The 20,736-nt window shown below is 68.1% G+C and carries 5 protein-coding genes; all 5 read left to right on the forward strand.

What is annotated here, in order from left to right; translation table 11 throughout:
• Positions 1-55 precede the first annotated feature (55 nt).
• The 5 genes from Q5H93_RS13135 to Q5H93_RS13155 all read left to right on the forward strand — a co-directional run bounded on the left by Q5H93_RS13135 (position 56) and on the right by Q5H93_RS13155 (position 20,725).
• Positions 56-8,614 carry a beta strand repeat-containing protein gene (locus Q5H93_RS13135; protein WP_305007003.1) on the forward strand — a complete coding sequence of 2,853 codons (8,559 nt, stop codon included), beginning with the start codon at positions 56-58 and terminating at the stop codon, positions 8,612-8,614.
• Positions 8,615-8,797: 183 nt separating this feature from the next.
• Positions 8,798-12,916 carry a type IIG restriction enzyme/methyltransferase gene (locus Q5H93_RS13140; RefSeq protein WP_305007004.1) on the forward strand — a complete coding sequence of 1,373 codons (4,119 nt, stop codon included), beginning with the start codon at positions 8,798-8,800 and terminating at the stop codon, positions 12,914-12,916.
• A gap of 393 nt (positions 12,917-13,309) precedes the next feature.
• The gene (locus Q5H93_RS13145; protein WP_305007005.1) at positions 13,310-13,939 is read left to right on the forward strand and encodes a hypothetical protein; all 630 of its coding nucleotides are present in this window, start codon (positions 13,310-13,312) and stop codon (positions 13,937-13,939) included.
• A gap of 174 nt (positions 13,940-14,113) precedes the next feature.
• Positions 14,114-18,646, forward strand: coding sequence for a hypothetical protein (locus Q5H93_RS13150; protein ID WP_305007006.1), 4,533 nt, complete (start codon positions 14,114-14,116; stop codon positions 18,644-18,646).
• Positions 18,647-18,889: 243 nt separating this feature from the next.
• Positions 18,890-20,725 carry a glycosyltransferase gene (locus Q5H93_RS13155; RefSeq protein WP_305007007.1) on the forward strand — a complete coding sequence of 612 codons (1,836 nt, stop codon included), beginning with the start codon at positions 18,890-18,892 and terminating at the stop codon, positions 20,723-20,725.
• The last annotated feature ends 11 nt before the right edge of the window (positions 20,726-20,736 follow it).

Raw genomic sequence — 20,736 nt, forward strand, 5'->3', positions numbered from 1 at the left:
AACAGGGTACAAGCCCGCCTTGGCCGGCGGGGGGCGCCGGCCCGACCTTTGCGGCATGAACCTCGCCATTACTCTGCTGCACTCCCGTTCCTGGGTTTCTTTAGTTGCCCTGCTCACCCTGCTGCTGGCCGGCCCGGCCGCCTGGGCGCAGGCCCCCACGCTTAGCAGCCTGAGCCCGCGCGGGGCCCAGGTGGGCGACCTCATCACCCTCGGCGGCAGCGGCTTCACCGGCACCACCGGCGTCACGCTGGGCGGGGCGGCCGTGCCCGGCTACACGGTGGTGTCGAATACCCAAATCCGCTTCAACGTGCCCGCCGGGGCCACCCCGGGCCTGGTGCGGGTGAGCAAGCCCGCCGGCACCAGCAACGGCCAGCCCCTGGAAGTGGGCGACCTGCGCTCGCTGGCCCTGACGGGCTTTACCGAGGACGTGGTGGCCAACGGCACCGGCGTAACGGCCGCCGCCAGCACCAGCAGCACCTTCGATGCCAGCGCCAATGTGCTGCACGAGCTGGGCTACAACAACGGCACGGCCACCGCCGGCAAGGGCCTGCCGGTGGGCGGTTTCTTCGTGGGCACGAATGCCGGTACGCCCGGCGTGCCCTACCAGCTGGCCGACTACGGTGCCAACAACAGCCTGCGGCTAACCGAATACAACCAGGGCACGCTGGTGCTGGCCACGCCCACGCCCGTCAGCGTGCTGCACGTGCTGCTGGCGGCCAGCAACGTCTTCTTCATCCCCGAAGTAAACATTACCCTCACCTTCACCGACAACTCGACCCAGACCTTCTCGGAGCTGGATGTAAGGGACTGGATGGATAACAACGCGGCCGCCGTCGGCGAGGCCGCCATTGTCGATGTGGGCCGTACTGACCGGGCGAACTCGGCCATCAGCACCCCGGCCGGTACCCCGCGCCTTTACCAGTACAACCTACCCCTGGACGCGGGCAACCTGGGCAAGAGCCTGCAGCAGGTGACCGTGACCAAGGCCGGCTTCAGCGACAACGGCATCGTCAACGTTATGGGGCTGTCGGGCCGGCTGTATGCTCCGGCCGTCATCAGCAGCTTCACGCCCACCAGTGGCCCGGAGGGCACTACCGTCACGGTGACGGGCGCCCACCTCGATGCCGTGCGCGAGGTGCGCATCAACGGCGTGCGGGGCACCATCACGGGCACGCCCGGCTACGGCAATCTCACCTTCGTGGCGGGCCTGCGCAGCAGCACCGGCCCGCTCAGCCTCGACACGCCCAGCGGCACCACCACCAGCAGCAGTTCATTTACGGTGCCGCCGCCCGTCATCAGCAGCTTCACGCCCACCAGCGGCCCGGTGGGCACCACCGTCACGGTGACGGGCACTAACCTGGCGGCCATCAGCCAGATACTGGTCAATGGGGTGTCGGGCAGCATTATGGGCACGCCCGGCTATGGCGGCTTCACCTTCGTGGTGGGCGCCCGGAGCAGCAGCGGCCCCGTGCGCGTGCTGGCGCCCAGCGGCAGCAGCACCAGCAGCGGCACCTTCACGGTGGTGCAGGAAATGTTTGTGAGCAGCCTCAGCCCGGGGCAGGGCCTGCGCAACGCCCCGGCCACCACCCCCGTGGCCCTCACCCTCAACCAGACCCTGCGCAACGACGCGGCCACGCGCGGCAGCCTCAGGGTATTCAGCCAGCAGCGCGGCGGGCGCATGCAGGACGGCACCCGGGGCAGCACCACGGTGAGCGGCGCCACCATCTCCTTCGACCCCACGACCGACTTCCGGGCGGGCGAAACCGTGTATAGCACCCTCACCACGGCCGCCCGCAACAGCGCCAATACCCAGAGCCCGGTGGCGGGCCACGTCAGTCAGTTTACGGTGGCCGCCGGGGGGCTCGGGCGGGGCGGCTTCGCGGGCCTGGCCCCCCCGCTGCCCCTGGGCGGCAGCCCCAACTCCGCCGACTGGGCCGACGTGGCGGTGGGCGACGTGGACGGCGACGGCGACCTCGACGCCGTGGCGGGGTCGAACTCGGCCACCGGACAGGTGCTGCTCAACGATGGCCAGGCCGGGCTCAGCCTGGGCAGCACCGTGGCCCTGCAGTATAGCCAGCGCCAGCTGAAGCTGGCCGACGTGGACAACGACGGCGACCTCGACCTGCTGGCCATCTCCATCAGCGGCGGCAGTATTATCTATCCGGCATCCAATGCCACGGGCACCTTCAGCGTGCGGCTCAACAACGGCAGCGGCAGCTTCGGGAGCGGGACGGATATTGCCCTGAGCGCGGCGCCCACCAACCTGGCCGTGGGCGACGTGGACGGCGACGGCGACCTCGATGCCATGGCCTGGGGCGTGGGCGGAACGCTGTACACCTTTCTAAACACGGCCGGCACCCTGGCCCTGACCAACACCCAAACGCCCGGCGGCGGCGGGGCCCTGGCCCTGGCCGACCTGGACCAGGACGGCGACCTGGACATTGCCTGCTCCAAGGACTACAACCTGCAGATACTGTGGAACGGCGGCGACAACAGCGGCTCGAACACCGGCACCTTCTCGAACCCGCTGCTGGTGCCCTGCAATGCGGCGGCCAACAGCATCGCCATCGTGGCCGCCGACCTCGACAACGACCACGACCTGGACCTGGTGGTGCGGGGCGATTTGAGCATAGTGACATCCCTGCGTAACGGGGCCAACGACCCGGGCGCTGGCATCGGCAGCTTCACCGAGGTCGATGGCTTGTACGCCGCGCCCTTCGGAAGCGCGGCCGTGGGCGACGTGGATGCCGACGGCGACCTGGACGTGATAACGGCGGGTGCCGCGCTCCAGAACGGCATCTATCTGTTTCGCAACGGCAGCGACAGCAGCGGTAGCAACGCGGGCCAGTTTGGGCCGCTGACCTTCGTGCGCTCGTCGCCTAACAACGTGTATCACATCTCGACCCCCCAGCTGGCCGACATGGACGGCGACGGCGACCTCGACCTGGTGGTGGTGAGCACCACGCAGGTGGCCGTGCTGCTCAACCAGCCCGCTCCCCTGCTGCTGAGCGCCACCCCCAACCCCGTGGCGGCGGGCGGCACGCTGGTGGTCACGGGCCGGTACTTCACCGGCGCTACGGGCTTTGCCTTCCTCGGCAACTCGCCGACCAACACCGCCTTCACCATCAACTCGGACACGCAGCTGACGATAAGCGTGCCGGCCGCCGTGCCGCCGGGCTCCAGGACGCTGATTGTGGGCAACCGCCACGGCAACTCCAACGGCCTGCCCGTGACCGTGGTGGCGGCCCCCGCCACCGACCTGAGCGTGAGCCCCGCCAGCGTGGCCGAAAACCAGCCGGTGGGCACCACCGTGGGCACCTTCAGCAGCACCACCCCCACGGCCGGCAGCACCTTCACCTACAGCTTTGCCACCGGCGGGGCCGACAATGGGGCGTTCAGCATCGCGGGCAGTACGCTCACGACCAACGCCGTGTTTGACTACGAAGCCCAGAGCAGCTACAGCATCCGCGTGCGCAGCACCGACCAGAACGGGCAGTTCTTCGAGAAAGACCTCATTATTACCATCGGCGACGTGGACGAAACGCCCGTGCTGAGCAGCCTCACGCCCGCCAGCGGGCCGGTGGGCGCCAGCGTGAGCGTGGCGGGCAGCTACCTGGGCGGCGCCACCGGCGTCAGCTTCAATGGCGTCAATCAGACCACCATCACCGCCAATACCGCCGCCGGCCTGACGGTGACCGTGCCCGCCGGCGCCAGCACCGGCCCCCTCACGGTGACCACTCCCAATGGCCTCAGCAACAGCCTGACCTTTACCGTGACGGCGGCCAGCACCAGCACGGCCCTCACCAGCAGCGCCAACCCCTCGACGCTGGGGCAGGGCGTGACCCTCACGGCCACCGTGACGAACACTAACGGCAGCGTCCGGCCCACGGGCACCGTGACCTTTAAGGACGGCAGCACCACCCTGGGCACCGGCATGCTCAACAGCAGCGGCCTGGCCACCTTCAGCACCAGCAGCCTGAGCGTGGGCAGCCACTCCCTCACGGCCGTGTACGCGGCAGCCCCGGGCTTCGTGGCCAGCACCTCGGCTGCCCTGACGCAGGTGGTGAATGCGGCCAGCACCACCACCACGCTCAGCAGCAGCGCCAACCCGGCGACGCCGGGGCAGAGCGTGACGCTCACGGCCACGGTGGCCGTGGTGGCGCCCGGCAGCGGCACGCCCACGGGCACCGTTACCTTTAAGGATGGCAGCACCACGCTGGGCACCGGCACCCTCAATGCTGCCCGACAGGCCACTTTCACCACCAGCGCCCTCAGCACCGGCAGCCACTCGCTGACGGCCGTGTACGCGGGCACGGCCGGCTACGGCCCCAGCACCTCGGCCGGGCTGACGCAGCAGGTCGGCAACACGGCCACCGCCACCACGCTCAGCAGCAGCCTCAACCCCTCGACTGACGGGCAGGCGGTAAGCTTCACGGCCACGGTGGCCGCCGGCAGCGGCACGCCTACGGGCACCGTCACCTTTAAGGACGGCAGCACTACGCTGGGCACCGGCACGCTCAATGGCAGCGGCGTGGCCAGCTTCAGCACCAGCAGCCTGAGCGTGGGCAGCCACTCGCTGACGGCCGTGTACGGCGGGGCTACGGGCCTTGCCAGCAGCACCAGCGCCGCCCTCACGCAGGTGGTGAACGCGCCGCCCGTGCCGGCCATCAGTAGCCTCAGCCCCAGCAGCGGGCCGGTGGGCACCAGCGTCGTCATCAGCGGCAGCGGCCTGGGCGGGGCCAGCAGCGTGAGCTTCGACGGCGTGGCCCAGACCACCATCAGCGCCAACACGGCCACCAGCCTGACGGTGGCAGTGCCGGCCGGGGCTACCACCGGCGACGTGGTAGTGAACACGCCCGGCGGCACCAGCAACGCCCTCACCTTCACCGTGACGCCGCCCGCGCCGGTGGTCACCAGCGTGGCGGCTCCGGCCGACGGCACCTACCGCATTGGCCAGTTCCTGACGTTTCTGGTCAGCTTCGACCAGCCCGTGACGGTGAGCACCGCCGGCGGCACGCCCGTGATGCTGCTGACGATAGGCAGCACGACCCGGGGCGTCACCTACCTCAGCGGCAGCACCACCAGCACACTCACCTTCCGCTACCTCGTGCAGGCCGGCGAACTCGACCTCAACGGCGTGACGCTGGGCGGCAGCATTGCCGCCAACAACGGCACCCTGCGCAACGCCACCGGCACCAACGCCCTGCTGACCCTCCGCAACGTGGCCCCGCTGAGCGGCGTGCTGGTGGATGGCGTGGCGCCCACCCCCACGCTGAGCACTACGGCCCCCAGCCCCAGCAGCAGCAGCGCCATTACCGTCACCATCACCTTCGCCGAGCCGGTGACCGGGCTGACCGCCGCCAGCCTAACGGTGAGCAACGGCACTCCGGGCGTACTCAGCGGCAGCGGCACTACCTACACGCTCATCGTGACGGCCACGGCCAGCGGCCCGGTGACGGTGCAGGTGCCCGCCGGCGCGGCCGAGGACGCGGCCGGCAACCCCAGCGCGGCTTCCAGCACGCTGAGCGTGACTTACAGTCCGCCGCCGGTGGCCATCAGCAGCTTCACGCCCACCAGCGGCACCGGTGGCACCGTGGTCACGATTACCGGCAACGGCTTCACCGGCGCCACGGCCGTGACCATCAACAACGGGGCCGTGGCCAGCTACACCGTGAACTCGGACACCCAGCTGACGGCCACCGTGGCCGCCGGCAACACCACCGGGCTTATCCGGGTGACGGCCCCGGCCGGCACGGGCGTGAGCAGCACCAACTTCGTGGTGGGGCCGGCCGTGACCAGCGTGACCGCGGCAACGGCGAACGGCACCTACCGGGCCGGGCAGGTGCTGCAGTTCAGCGTCGTGTTCAGCCAGAATATCACCGTGAGCACCAGCGGCGGCACGCCCAGCCTCGACCTGACGGTGGGCAGCACCGTGCGACAGGCCGTGTACAGCAGCACCGCCGGCAATACGGCCTCGTTCCGCTACGTCATCGTGGCCGGCGACCTCGATACCGACGGCGTGACGCTGGGCAGCACCATCAACCTGAACGGCGGCACCATCCGCAACAGCGCCGGGGCCGATGCCGACCCCGACCTTCGCAACGTGGCCTCGGCGGCCGGCCTGCGCGTGGATGCCGTGGCGCCCACGGTGGCCATCACGAGTCCGGCGGGCAGCAGCACCGGCACTTCGCCCATTCCCATCACCATCACTTTCTCCGAGACGGTGACGGGCTTCGCCACCTCCGACGTGACGGTGACGGGCGGCAGCCGGGGCACGCTCAGCGGCAGCGGCACCACCTACACTATCAGCGTGACGCCCGCGGCCAACAGCACCAGCGTGACGGTGAGCGTGGCCGCCGGCGTGGCCCCGGATGCCGCTGGCAACGGCAACGCGGCGGCCCCGGCCTTCACCATTGCCTACGTCCCGCTGCCGGACATTACGAGCTTTACGCCCACCAGCGGACCGGTGGGCACCACCGTCGTCCTCACCGGCACGTACTTCACCGGGGCCACGGCCGTGGCCTTCAACGGCGTGGCGGCTACCAGCTTCACGGTCACGTCGGCCACCCGCATCACGGCCGTGGTGCCGGTGGGCGTGAGCGCCGGCAAGCTGAGCGTGACCACGGCCAACGGCACCGCCCTGAGCACCGGCAGCTTCGCGCCCACCGTGCCCGCCGTGCTGAGCGTGGCGGCCCCGGCCAATGCCTCCTACGGCGTGGGCCAGGCGCTTGATTTCAACGTCACCTTCGACCAGGTGGTGACTGCCACGGGCACGGTGCGCCTGCCCCTGACGGTGGGCAGCACCGCCCGCAACGCCAGCTACGCGAGTGGCAACGGCAGCCGGGTCCTCACGTTCCGCTACGTGGTAGTGAGCGGCGAGCTTGATGCCAACGGCGTGGTGCTGGGCACCAGCATCACCACCGTCGGCGGCGGCATCCGCAACGCGGGCAACTCAAGCGCCAACCTCGCCCTCAACAACGTGGCTCCGACCACCGGGGTGCTGGTGGATGGGGTGCTGCCCACCGTGGCCCTGAGCAGCCCGGCCGGCAGCAGCACCAGCACCGCCCCCATTCCGCTCACCATCACTTTCTCGGAGCCCGTGACCGGCCTGAGCCTGGCCGCCCTGACGGTGGGCAACGGCACGGCCGCCAACCTGAGCGGCAGCGGCAGCACCTACACGCTGGAGCTGGCCCCCGTCGCCGACGGCCCGGTGACGGTGAACCTGGCGGCGGGCGCCGCCCAGGATGCGGCCGACAACGACAACACCGCCGCCCCGCAGTTCAGCATCAGCTACACGGCGCCGGCCCGGCCCACCATTACCAGCCTGAGCGCCGGGGCCGAGCTGCCGGGGATGCCGGTTATCCTCACGGGCACCAACTTCACCAGCGGCAGCAGCGTCAGCTTTGGCGGGGTGGCGGCGGGCAGCGTTACCTACAACTCGCCCACCAGCCTCACGGTGGTGGTGCCGGTGGGGGCCGCCCCGGGCAGCAGCACGGTGGTGGTAACTGCCGCCACCGGCAGCAGCACCAGCGCCCCGGCCTTCGAGGTGTTGCAGGTGTATGAGGGGCCGGCGGCCTGCATCGCTACCCTGCCCTACCTGGCCACCGGCGATGGCCAGTGGCACTACCTGCGCCTGCCCACCGGCGAGGTAGTGGCCGCCCTACGCGACACCCGCGCCCGGCTGGGCACGGTGGCCGTCAGCGTCACGGTCACGGGCGACGGCCAGCCCGTGCGCGAGGACGGCCGCGGCCGCGCCTACCTCGACCGCAACTGGCACCTCACGGCCAGCGGCGGCCCCTTCGCCGGCAGCAGCGTGGCGCTGCGCTTCTTCGGCCTGAGCGATGAGCTGGCCCGCCTGACGGCTGCCGACCCCGCCGCCACCCTGGCCAACCTGAAAGCCACCCAATACAGCGGCCCCAACGAGGACTGCGACCTCGGCAACAACGGCCCCGGCGAGAGCCGCGTGCTCCCGCTGGCCGCCAGCACGCCCGGCGGGGTGCCGTGGTTTGTGGCCCAGGCCACCGTGGCCGACCACTTCTCCGAGTTCTACCTCACCGGCAGCAGCGCCCCGCTCCCCGTCGAGCTGCTCAGCTTCACCGCCGCCAAGCGCGGGCTCGCCGTGCAGCTGGCCTGGCGCACGGCCTCGGAGAAGAACAGCGCCCGCTTCGAGGTGGAGCGCAGCGGCGATGGGCGCACCTTTGCCCGCATCGGCACGGTGGCGGCGCAGGGCAGCACGGCCCGCCCCACGGCCTACACCTTCCTGGATGACCACTACCCGGGCGATGGCAACTCCCCCGGCGCGACGAACGTGCGCTACTACCGCCTGCGCCAGGTGGACCGGGATGGCAGCGCCAGCTACTCGCCCGTGCGGGCCGTGACCGTGGGCGGCCCCAGTGAGCTCACCCTCTCCCCCAACCCTGCCCACGCCGCTGTGGCCGTGGCCGGCATGCGGGCCGGAGCCGCCGTGGAAGTGTATGACGCCCTGGGCCGCGCCGTGGCCCGCGCCACGGCCGATGCCGGCGGCACGGCAAAGCTGGCCCTGCCGGCCGGGCTGGCCGCCGGGGTGTACGTGGTGCGCAGCGGCGCGCAGGTGCAGCGCCTGGCGGTGGAGTAGAACGTTTTTTTGTATTGCATACTCAGGAAAAGAAACCGGCTGCTGGCCGGTTTCTTTTTGGGCCGGGGGGCGGGGGTGGCCGGGCGGGCGGCCGGGCAGTATGACGGGCGCCGCGCCGCGCCGGGATGGCACCGGCGGCCGGGGCCGGCAGCGCGGCACGCGCCGGGGCCTTATCTTGCCGCCATGCTTACGCTCTCCCTCCAGACTCCGGCGCAGGCCGTGGCGGCCGATGCCGCTTTGCGCCGTCTCAAGCCTTCGGCCGACCAGCTCGCGGCCTTTACCAAGCAGCTGGGCAAGCTGCTCAAGCACCTCGACCCGACCAAGATTGAGCGGCACGGCGAGACGCACATTCTCGACTTCCTGCGCGATACCACGCCGGCGCTGGGGCCCGGCGCCGGGACCGAGCGCTACGGCAACGTGAACGGCAAGCGCGACCTGGCCCTGCACCTCGGCGACACGGCGCAGTCGCCCGTCGGGGTCATCATTGAGGTGAAGGGGCCCCAGAACTCCAACGAGATGCTCAGCCCGGATGACCTCAACCGCAAGGCGTTTCAGCAGCTGCTCTTGTACTACCTGGAAGACCGCAGCGACGACCGCGCCGACGACTTCCGCCGCCTGGTGGTGACGACGGGCTTCGAGTGGTACATCTTCGACGCCCAGGATTTTAACAGCCTCTTTTGGAAAGATGCCGGGCTGCGCCGCGACTTCAAGGACTGGAAGGCCAAAGCCAAGGCCAGCGCCGACACCGACTTCTTTTACAAGAGCATTGCCGGCAAATACCTGGCTGCCGCTACCGGCACGCTCCGGGCTACCTACGTGGACCTGCGCGGCGGCTTGCCCAGCGGGGCTACGGAGCTCGGGCACCTCTGGCGCGTGTTCGGGCCGGCTTATCTGCTGAAGGACTTTCCCGACCTGCGGCCCGATGCGAATACGCTCAACCAGGAGTTCTACGCCGAGCTGCTCTACCTCATGGGCCTGCAGGAGCGCACGGAGGGCGGCGTGCGCCGCATTGGCCGCTGCGCCCCGGCCGACCGCCAGCCCGGGGCCTTGCTGGAGAATATTCTGTACCAGATGGACATCGGCCACGACCTGAGCCGGGCGCCCGCCGAGGTGCTGGCCGAGTACGGCGACGACCCGACTCGCCAGCGCGAGGAGGTGGCCCTGGCCTTGTGCCTGATGTGGGTCAACCGCCTGTTGTTCCTTAAACTATTGGAGGGGCAGCTGCTGCGCTACCACCCGGCCGAGGCCCAGGCCGGGTTCCGCTTTCTGCACGCGGGCCGGGTGCCCGAATACGACGAGCTGAACAAGCTGTTCTTCGGGGTGCTGAACCGGCCCCCGGCCAGCCGCCCGGCCGATGTGGCGGCGGCCTTCCGCGAGCTGCCCTACCTCAATTCCTCCCTCTTCCAGCCGGCCGTGCTGGAAGAAACGGTGCTCTACATTCGGGAGCTGAACGATAGGGCGGGGCTGCGCCCCTTCGCCGGCTCGGTGCTGAAGAAGAAGGGCGCTACCGTGCCGCAGGCAGCGCCGGATAGCCCGGGCGAGTGGCTGGCGCTGCCGTATCTGCTGGGGTTTTTGGATGCGTTTGATTTTGGGAGTGAGCCTACCGGGGCACCCCACCCCCCGGCCCCCTCCCCTTCGGGAGAGGGGGAGCCTGACGGAGCTAACGCGCAGAAATCGTCAGGCTCCCCCGGGAAGTCGTCAGCACTTTCCAAAAAGTCGTCAGGCTCCCCCTCTCCCGAAGGGGAGGGGGCCGGGGGGTGGGGTGCGCCGCCTGAACGACCCTTACTATCGGCGGCGGTATTGGGCCTCGTCTTCGAAAAAATCAACGGCTACCGCGACGGCTCCTTCTACACCCCCGGCTTCGTGACCATGTACATGGCCCGGCACAGCCTGCGCCGGGCCGTGGTGCGCCGCTTCACGCAGGGCGCCGGGGCCAGCCGGTTTCCCGAGCTGCGGGGCTGCGATACCTGGGAGGAGCTGCGCGACAGCTTCGACAAGAAGCGCCGCCGCGAATACGCCGACTGGTTTAATGGCCTCACCGTGCTCGACCCGGCCGTGGGCTCGGGCCACTTCCTGGTGAGTGCCCTCAACGAGCTGCTGGCCTGCAAGGCCGACCTGCGCCTGCTGCTCGACGCCGACGGGCAGCTGCTGAACTACACCCTGACCGTGGAGCACGACGAGCTGCGCGTGCTCGACAACGATACCGACCTGCCCGCCCGCTACCAGGTGGCTACCTACGACGCCGCCACCGGCCACCGCACCGTGGCGCAGCAGCACACCCGCCTGCAGGCGGCCTTGTTTCGGGAGAAGCGCGCCCTGATGGAGCACAGCCTCTTTGGCGTCGACCTCAACCCCAATTCCGTGCGCATCTGCCGGCTCCGGCTCTGGATTGAGCTGCTCAAGCATGCTTACTATAGGCCCGATACCGACTTCCGGGCCCTCGAAACCCTGCCCAACCTCGACCTGAACGTGCGCACCGGCAACTCCCTCGTGAGCCGCCACGCCCTGCAGGCCCCGCTGGGGCCGGTGTTTCGGGCGGCGGGCATTACGGTGGAGCGCTACAAGAGCCTCGTGCACGACTACTTCGGGGCCAGCGGGCAGCAGGTGCGCACCCAGCTCGACGGGGTGCTGGCCGACATCAAGGCCAACGTGGGCCGCCGCATCTCGCAGGCCGACCCCCACGTGAAAAAGCTCGCCGATGCCGAGCTGCAGGTGCTGCAGCTCGAAAAATCGCAGTCCGACCTCTTTGGCAAGAAGCTCGACCCCGAGAGCTACGCCGTGGAGCTGCGCAAGCGCACCCTGCTGGTGGAGCAGCGCCGCCAGGAGCTGGCCGACCACCGCCAGGGCACCTTTTTCCAGCAGGCGTTTGAATGGCGCTTCGAGTTCCCGGAAGTGCTCGACAATGACGCCCGCTTCCTGGGCTTCGACGTGGTGCTCGGCAACCCGCCCTACATCCGGCAGGAGGCCTTTGCCGCCAGCAAGCCCTTCTTCAAGCAGCGCTTCAAAACTTTCGACAGCACGGCCGACCTCTACGTGTACTTCGTGGAGCTGGGCCTCGACTTGCTGGCGCCCGGCGGCGAGCTCAGCTTCATTGCGCCCAACAAGTGGCTCAGCACCGGCTACGGCAAGGGCCTGCGCAAATGGCTCAAGCAGGAGCACGAGCTGATTGAGTTCATTGATTTTGGCGACCTGTACGTTTTCCCCCAAACCAAAGCCTACCCCGCCATTCTCAGCGTGCGCCGCACCGCGCCCAGCAGCACCAGTAGCTTCCGCGCCGCTGCGATTCCCAAGTTGCCGCCGCCTTCACTGGAAAGCATGGTGCTTAATCTTCAGCGCACGGTAGCGCAGGACTCGTTAAGGGAAGAGGGCTGGAGTTTGGCTGATAGTCCCAAGCAGGAATTGCTGGCTAAGCTGCGGGCAGCGGGCAAGCCGTTTGGGGAGTACATAAAAGGCAAAATCTACTCTGGGATTAAAACCGGCAATAATGCAGCCTTTGTTATCAATGCAGAAACTCGTGCCCGCCTTATTGCTGAGGATGCTAAATCGGCAGAGATGATTGAGCCTTTCCTGGCTGGCCGTGATGTTAAGCGCTACAAGCATGTTCGCGCCGAAAACTATCTGATTAAGTTTCCAAGAGGTTGGACCTGGGAAAAATTAGGTTGGCAACAGGACAGCAAAGGCCGGTACACCATCCCACCAGCAGAAAAGCAGTTTTCAGACGGTTACGAAGCATTGATGTGGCATTATCCTGCACTCGCAGCCTATATGCTTGATTTCTTAGAAGACCCTCTGGCTCGTACTGTACCTGGAAACTTTTGGTGGGAGCTCCGCGCCTGTGACTACTACGATAAGTTTGAGGAGCCAAAGATTATGTGGAAGGAAATTGCCATTTACCAAGAGTTTACGCTTGATAGAGAAGGCAACTATTCCAACAACAAAACCTTTTTTACGCCTAGCAACGACCTCTACCTGCTTGGCGTCCTCAACTCAAAGCCTGCTTTCTTCTTCTTGCAGCAGATTACCACCAAGATGAAGGATAATGCAATGGCCATGCAGGTGCCGCAAGTATCCCAACTCCCCATCCCCACCGCCACCCCGGCCCAGCAGGCGGCGGTAGCCACCCTGGTCGAGCAGATACTGGCGGCCCGCGCCGCCGCCCCCGCCGCCGACACGGCCGCGCTCGAAGCCCAGGTGGATGCCCTGGTGGCCGACCTCTACGGCCTGAGTGCCGCTGAGGCCGCGCTGGTGGCGGGCGGTGCCGGGGCGGCTCCCGGCACCGGCAGCCTCGCGCCCGACGCCTAGCGCCCGGCTCCCGGCGGCGCCGGGGAAGCTCCCGGCGCGGCCGGGGAAGTTTCCGGCGGTGCCGGGGAAGCTCCCGGCGGTGCCGGGGAAGCTCCCGGCGGCGCTGGGGAAGCTCCCGGCGGCGCCGGGGCGGCTCCCGGCGGCGCTGGGGAAGCTCCCGGCGGCGCCGGGGCGGCTCCCGGCGGCGCTGGGAGTAAGGGGCACGGTGCCGGGCGGTGGGGTCTTGCCACCAGGGTAGTTAGGGGTTGGGCGAAACTTTTTTTGGGACAAAAAAGGCGTTTCCAGCGCGCTGGTGGGGGTTAGCTGGGCCGTCGGAAAAATAATGCTTGACAAACGGGTTTGTGTTTAGTTACTTGGCAGCTCACTTTCATTCATTTTTTCACGTTTACCCATATGGCTGATTTTTACCCCCACGAAATTGTAAAGCAGGTTGCTTTCAATAAGAACTTCAACACCGAGCTGGTGCCGGCAACCGTGCTGCTGGACCTGCCCGAGAAAACGTTTGCTTACGCGCAGGAAGCCACCGGCACCTACCTCAGCCTGCACCAGCAACTCGACGATGCCCGCAAGGCGCACGAAGACCTGGCCAAGCGCTTTGCCCAGCAGCAGAGCATCACTGAAACGGCCGTGCGCGAGGTGGCCCGCCAAGTGAAGGGCATTCGCAACGTGCCGGTAGACGTGATTAGCCTGCTCGACATTGCCACCCCCACCGACGATGCGCAGAAGAAAGTGGCCGCCCAGGCCCCGACGCTGAAAATGACCGTGGAGCTGGGCGTGGTGAAGGGCGCCTACACCAAGTATAAGCACCAGGGCGTGGACGTGTACTGCTGCCGCACCGGCGAAACGGAGTTTACCAAGCTCGAACGCTTCAGCATGAACCGCTTCGTGGACAACCGCCCCAACCGCGTGCCCGGCCAGCCCGAGCAGCGCGACTACTACGCCGTGTATGTAGACAAAGACCAGCAGGTGGGCAACCAGAGCGCCACGGTGAGCGTGGTGGTGGGCTCGCGCCCGGGGGCGTAGGGGTTCACCAGGCTTTTGGATGGTTTCTGAAACAGGGCCGCTCCGCCAGGGGCGGCCCTGTTGCGTGTGGGGGGTGGCGGCGGCGGCAAATATGACAGATTTCTGTCATACCGGGGCGAGGCGGGCGGGGGTACCTTTGCGGTTCGCTCTTTCGTGCTGAAAATGAAAATGTCCGTGCTTCGACTTGTTTGCCTGGTGCTGGCCCTGCTGGGCGCCACTGCCCGCCCCGCCACCGCCCAGGCGCCCTGCAATGCCACCACGGTGAGCGTGAGCCCGGCCGGGCCGCTCACGCTGTGCCCCGGCAGCAGCACCACGCTCACGGCCACGGCCAGCACGGCGGGCTTTAGCGCGGCCGGGGTGGGCTTCAATGGGGTGGTGAATGCCGTGGTGCAGCAGCCCGACGGCAAGCTGCTGGTGGGCGGCAACTTTACGAGCTACAACGGCGCCACCGACGCCCCCAACTACGTGCTGCGCCTGCTGGCCGACGGCACCCTCGACCCGACCTTCAACTACACGCCCACCAGCGTCACCACCGGCCCCAACAGCCAGGTGTGGGCGCTGGCGCTGCAAGCCGATGGCAAGGTGCTGGTGGGCGGCGACTTCCTCAGCTACAACGGGGCCACCGACGCCCCCAACTACCTGCTGCGCCTGAATGCCGACGGCAGCCTCGACCAGACCTTTAACTACACCGCCGGCAGCACCACCACCGGGGCCAACACCAGCGTGCGGGTGCTGGCGCTGCAGCCCGATGGCAAGCTGCTGGTGGGCGGCCAGTTCACCAGCTACAACGTGGCCATCGACGCCCCCAACCGCCTGCTGCGCCTGCATGCCAATGGCAGCCTCGACCAAACCTTTAACTACACGGCCGGCAGCACCACCACCGGGTTCACTGATGGGGTGTTTAGCCTGGCGCTGCAGCCCGATGGCAAGGTGCTGGTGGGCGGTGACTTCACCACCTACAACGAAGCCACCGATGCGCCCGACAACGTGCTGCGCCTGCTGCCCGACGGCAGCCTCGACCAGACGTTTAACTACACGGCCGGCAGCGCCACCACCGGGGCCAATGGAACTGTGTGGGCGCTGGCCCTGCAGCCCGACGGCAAGGTACTGGTAGGCGGCAGCTTTACGAGCTACAACGGGCTGACGGGGGCGCCCAACAACCTGCTGCGCCTGAATGCCAGTGGCAGCCTCGACCAAACCTTTAACTACACCGCCGGCAACATCAGCACCGGGGCGACCCTCAGCAGCGCGACCAACGCCAGCGTCGTGTATGCGCTGGCACTGCTACCCAACGGCACCGTGCTGGCCGGGGGCGCCTTCGATACCTACAACGGCAATGGGGCGGCGCCCAATAGCCTGCTGCGCCTGAGCGCCACCGGCAGCCTCGATACCAGCTTCAACTACACGGCCAGCAACAGCACCACCGGTCTGGGGCCCGTGGTGAGCAACACGAGCGGGGCAGCGTACGCCCTGGTGCTGCAGCCCAACGGCCAGGTGCTGGTGGCGGGCAGCTTCACCAGCTACAACGCCAATGCCGCCGCCCCCGACCACCTGCTGCGCGTGAACGCCGACGGCAGCCTCGACACCACCCCCACCACCCCCACCGGGGCCACCTTCAGCTGGCTGCCCGGTGGCCAGCCCGGCCCCACGCTGGCCGTGACCGCGCCGGGCCGCTACCGCCCCGTGGCCACCCTCGACGGCTGCGCCAGCTACGGCCCCGAAGTGGTGGTGAGCGCCCCGCCCCTGGTGCAGGTGCGCGTGAGCCCCGCCGGCCCGCTGCAGACCTGCCCCGGCACCCCCACCACCCTCACGGCCACGGCGGTGCAGCCGGGCTTCAACGCGGCCGGCACGGGCTTCAATGGGGGGGTGTATGCCGTGGTGGTGCAGCCCGACGGCAAGGTGCTGGTGGGCGGCGGCTTTACCAGCTACAATGGCGCCGCCGATGCGCCCAACTACCTGCTGCGCCTGAATGCCGACGGCAGCCTCGATACCAGCTTTAACTACACCGCCGGCAGCACCACCACCGGGGCCGACAATGCCGTGTGGACCCTGGCGCTGCAGCCCGATGGCAAGGTGCTGGCGGGCGGCTTCTTCACCAGCTACAACGGGGCCACCGACGCGCCCGACCGCCTGCTGCGCCTGAATGCCGACGGCAGCCTCGACCAGACCTTCAACTACACCGCCGGCAGCACCACCCCGGGCTACAACAACACGGTGTTTGCCCTGGCCCTGCAGCCCGATGGCCGGGTGCTGGTGGGCGGCCAGTTTACGACCTACAACGGGGTGGCCGACGCCCCCAACTACGTGCTGCGCCTGAATGCGAATGGCAGCCTCGACCAGACCTTTAACTACACCGCCGGCAGCCTCACCACCGGCCCCAACAACGTGGTGTATGCCCTGGCCCTGCAGCCCGATGGCCGGGTGCTGGTGGGCGGCTCTTTTGCCACCTACAACGGGGTGACGGGGGCGCCCAATAATCTGCTGCGCCTGCACGCGAATGGCAGCCTCGACCAGACCTTTAACTACATCATCGGTAGCACCACCACCGGCCTGAGTGGGACGGTGTGGGCGCTGGCCCTGCAGCCCGACGGGCAGGTGCTGGTGGGCGGCAGCTTCACGGGCTACAACGCCGTGACAGCTGCCCCCAACAACGTGCTGCGCCTCAGTGCCGCCGGGGTGCTCGACCAAACGTTTAACTACACGGCCGGCAGCACCACCACCGGGGTTGATATGGAAGTGCGGGCCCTGGCCCTGCAGTCCGACGGCCAGGTGCTGGTGGGGGGCTTTTTTGGCAGCTACAATGGCGTGGCCGCCGCCCCCGACCGGGTGCTGCGCCTCACCGCCACCGGGGCCCTCGACAATTCCTTCAACCCCCTTAGCGGCAGCCCTACCTCCGGCCCCAACGACCTGGTGCGGGCCCTGGCCCTGCAGCCCGACGGCCGGGTGCTGGTGGGCGGCGACTTCACCAGCTACAATGCCGATGCCGCCGTGCCCGACCGCCTGCTGCGCCTCACCCCCACCGGCATCCCCAACCACGTGGACGAAGCCCTGCTGGTGGCCGACGGCTACGACTACACCTTCTCCGACGGCTACACCACCTTACCCGGCACCACTTACCTGGCCAATGCCCCCGGCAGCTACGTGGCCAGCGTGAGCGGCGGCGTGGTGGGCAGCTGCTCCAGGGTGCTGGCCGCCCCGGTGGTGGTGAGCTACTTCCCCAGCCTCACCATCAGCGGCACCAGCAACGTGATTGCCGCTGGCACCTACTGTGAGCTAACCCTCGGGGGCAGCAGCAACGCCACCCTGGCCGGTCCCATCACGGTGCTGGGCGCCCTCACCGTGGCCCGCAACGGCACGCTCGACCTGGGGAGCTTTGCGGGCCCCGCCATCAGTGGCCCCGGCAGCGTGGAGGTGCAGGAGGGCGGCAACCTGCGCATCCGGCACCCGGAGGGCCTGGCGCCCCAGGGCACTGCCGCCGGGGCTATCCAGAACACCGGCCCCCGTAGCTTCGGCAGCACGGGGTATTATTACTACGAGGGCACCACGCCCCAGGTCACGGGCCTGGGCCTGCCCGCCAGCGTGGCGGGCCTGGTGCTGGACAACCCTGCCGGCCTGGCCCTCAGCCAGGACCAGGCCGTGCTGGGCCGCCTCACCCTGCGCCAGGGCACCCTGAGCACCGGCAGCTTTATGGCTACGCTCGGCCCCGTGGCCACCCTCGGCGAAACCGTGAGCCCCGTGGGCCGCGTGCTCGGCACTGTGCAAACCACCCGCGACCTGAGCACCGCCGGCACGACCGAAACCTTCGGCGGCCTGGGCCTGCGCCTCACCCCGCGCAGCACCGGCGGGGCCAGCCTGCCCGGCCTCACCCTGGTGCGCCGCACCACCGGCACCAGCCTCACGGGCGCCGGCAGCAGCCAGAGCATCCGTCGCTATTTCGACATCCAGCCCACCACCGATACCAACCTCAACGTCGATTTCACCTTCCAGTACCGCGACGACGAGCTGCCCGGCGGCTTCCAGGAAAGTGACCTTACCTTATTTAAGAGTGTGAGCGGGGCCAGCGGCCCCTGGGCCCCCGTGCGCCCCGGCACCCTGCGCGACGCCAGCGCCAACACCGTCACCGTGCCCGCCATCCGCGACTTCTCCCTCTGGACCCTGGGCACCGAGGCCATCCCCCTGCCCGTCGAGCTGCTCACCTTCACCGCCACCGCCGAGGGCCGCGCCGCCCGCCTGCGCTGGCGCACCGCCAGCGAGCGCAACAGCGCCACCTTCGAGGTGCAGCGCTCGGCCGACGGCGCGGCGTTTGCGAAGATTGGGAAGGTAGCCGCCCAGGGCACCAAGGCCGACCCCACCAGCTACACCTTCCTGGACTCCACCATTCCCCCCACCCACCAGCCCACCTATTACCGCCTGCGCCAGGTGGACCTCGACGGTACGGCCAGCTACTCGCCCGTGCGCGCCGTGATGCTCGGCGGCAAAAGCCAGCCGGCCCTCTACCCCAGCCCTGCCCGCGCCGGCCAGTTATTGACCGTGACGGGCCTGCCGGCGGGCACCACGGTCACGGTACTCGATGCCCTGGGCCGCCAGCTGCTCACGGCCCCGGTGGCGGCCGATGGCACGGCCCGCTTCGCCCTGCCCAGCGGCCTGGCCGTCGGCACCTACGTGCTGCGCAGCGGCGCGCAGGTCCAGCGCGTGCTGGTCGAATAATTAACTATGTTGCATACTCCTGGAAAAAAGCCGGCCAATGGCCGGCTTTTTTTTGCCTCGGTTGGCCGGCACAGCAGCCCGGCACGGCGGGGGTCCACTCCCGCCCCATTCTCCCCGGATTCTGCTCTGCCAATTTGCCTGGCTACCACTCTTTGGGAGAATAATCGCCCGAAATAGCCGCTTATCGTCGGCCTTGCCTTACTTTCGCCGCGTACATCTCTGCTGACAATTCCCGCCCCGCCTATGCACGCGCCCGCCGCCCCCACCGAAGCCCTGTTTCCCGATTCCCTGCTGGTTGAAGTAGCCTGGGAAGTGTGTAACCAGGTCGGCGGTATCTACACCGTTATCCGCTCCAAGGTGCCGGCCACCATGCCCGCCTGGGGCAACCGCTACTGCCTGGTAGGCCCCTACTTCCCCCAGATGGCCCAGGGCGAGTTCGAGTCCGTCGACGACCTCGACGTGCACACCGGCTCCGACCCCGTGACGGCCGCCGTGCGCTCGATGCGCGCCCAGGGCTACGATGTGTGCCTCGGCACCTGGCTGGTGACCGGCCGCCCCCGCGTAGTGCTCATCAACCCCTTCCAGACCTACGACCGCCTGCCCCAGCTCAAAACCGACCTCTGGCAGCGCCACGGCATCCCCTCGCCCGACAACGACGACCTGCTGCACCAGGTGATTTCGTTCGGGCACCTCACCACAATTTTCTTCAAGCACCTCACGGCGCACCTGCGCGGGCAGCGCCTGCTGGCCCACTTCCACGAGTGGATGACCGGCGTGGCTATCCCCGATTTGCGCCGCGAGCAGGTGCCGGCGCACATCGTTTTCACCACCCACGCCACCCTGCTCGGCCGCTACCTGGCCATGAACGACCCCGCCTTCTACGACAACCTGATGCGCGTGGACTGGCAGGCCGAGGCCAAGCACTTCAACATCGAGCCCGCCGTGCAGATGGAGCGCGCCGCCGCCCACGGCAGCCACGTCTTCACCACCGTAAGCGAGCTGACGGTGCGCGAGTGCATTTACTTACTGGATAGAATGCCCGACGCCGTGCTCCCCAACGGCCTCAACATCGAGCGCTTCGTGGCGTTGCACGAGTTCCAGAACCTGCACCAGCAGTACAAGTCGCGCATCAACGACTTCGTGATGGCGCACTTCTTCCAGTCGTATTCCTTCGACCTCGATAAGACGCTATACTTCTTCACCTCGGGCCGCTACGAGTATCACAACAAAGGCTTCGACCTGACCCTGGAAGCCCTGGCCCGCCTCAACTACCGCATCCAGCAGAGCGGCATGGATGGCCAGGTAGTGATGTTTTTCATCACCAAGCGCCCCTTCACCAGCATCAATCCGCAGGTGCTGGAGCGCCGCGCCCAGCTCGAAGAAGTGCGCGAAACCTGCCGCGCCATCGAGGAGCAGGTGGGCGAGCGGCTGTTCTTCGCCGCTGCCGCCAGCCAGGACCACAAGCTGCCCGACCTCAGCAGCATGGTGGACGACTACTGGCGCCTGCGCTACCGCCGCCAGCTCCAGAGCTGGAAAACCTCGGCCCTGCCCCCCGTCGTCACCCACAACCTGGTGAACGACCACAACGACGACATTCTCAACTTCCTGCGCCGCTCGGAGCTGCTCAACCACCGCCACGACCGGGTGAAAATGGTGTATCACCCCGACTTCGTGTCGCCGGCCTCGCCGCTGCTGGGCATGGAGTACGGCCAGTTTGTGCGCGGCTGCCACCTCGGCGTGTTCCCAAGCTACTACGAGCCCTGGGGCTACACCCCGCTGGAGTGCGTGGCCCGCGGCGTACCCGCCATCACCTCCGACCTCTCCGGCTTCGGCGACTACGCCCTGCAAAACGTGCCTGACCCCGAGCAGAAAGGCATTTTCGTGGTCCACCGCCAGGAAAAATCCTTCGACGAATCGGCCGAAGAGCTCACCGACATGATGTGGGAGTTCGTGCAGATGAACCGCCGCGAGCGCATCATGCAGCGCAACGCCGTGGAAAGCCACGCCGAGCTCTTCGACTGGAAAAACCTGCGGGTGTACTACGACCGGGCCTACTCGCTGGCGCTGGCGCGGTCGTAGGTAGTTAGATT

The organism is Hymenobacter aranciens (assembly GCF_030580865.1).
Lineage (GTDB): Bacteria > Bacteroidota > Bacteroidia > Cytophagales > Hymenobacteraceae > Hymenobacter > Hymenobacter aranciens.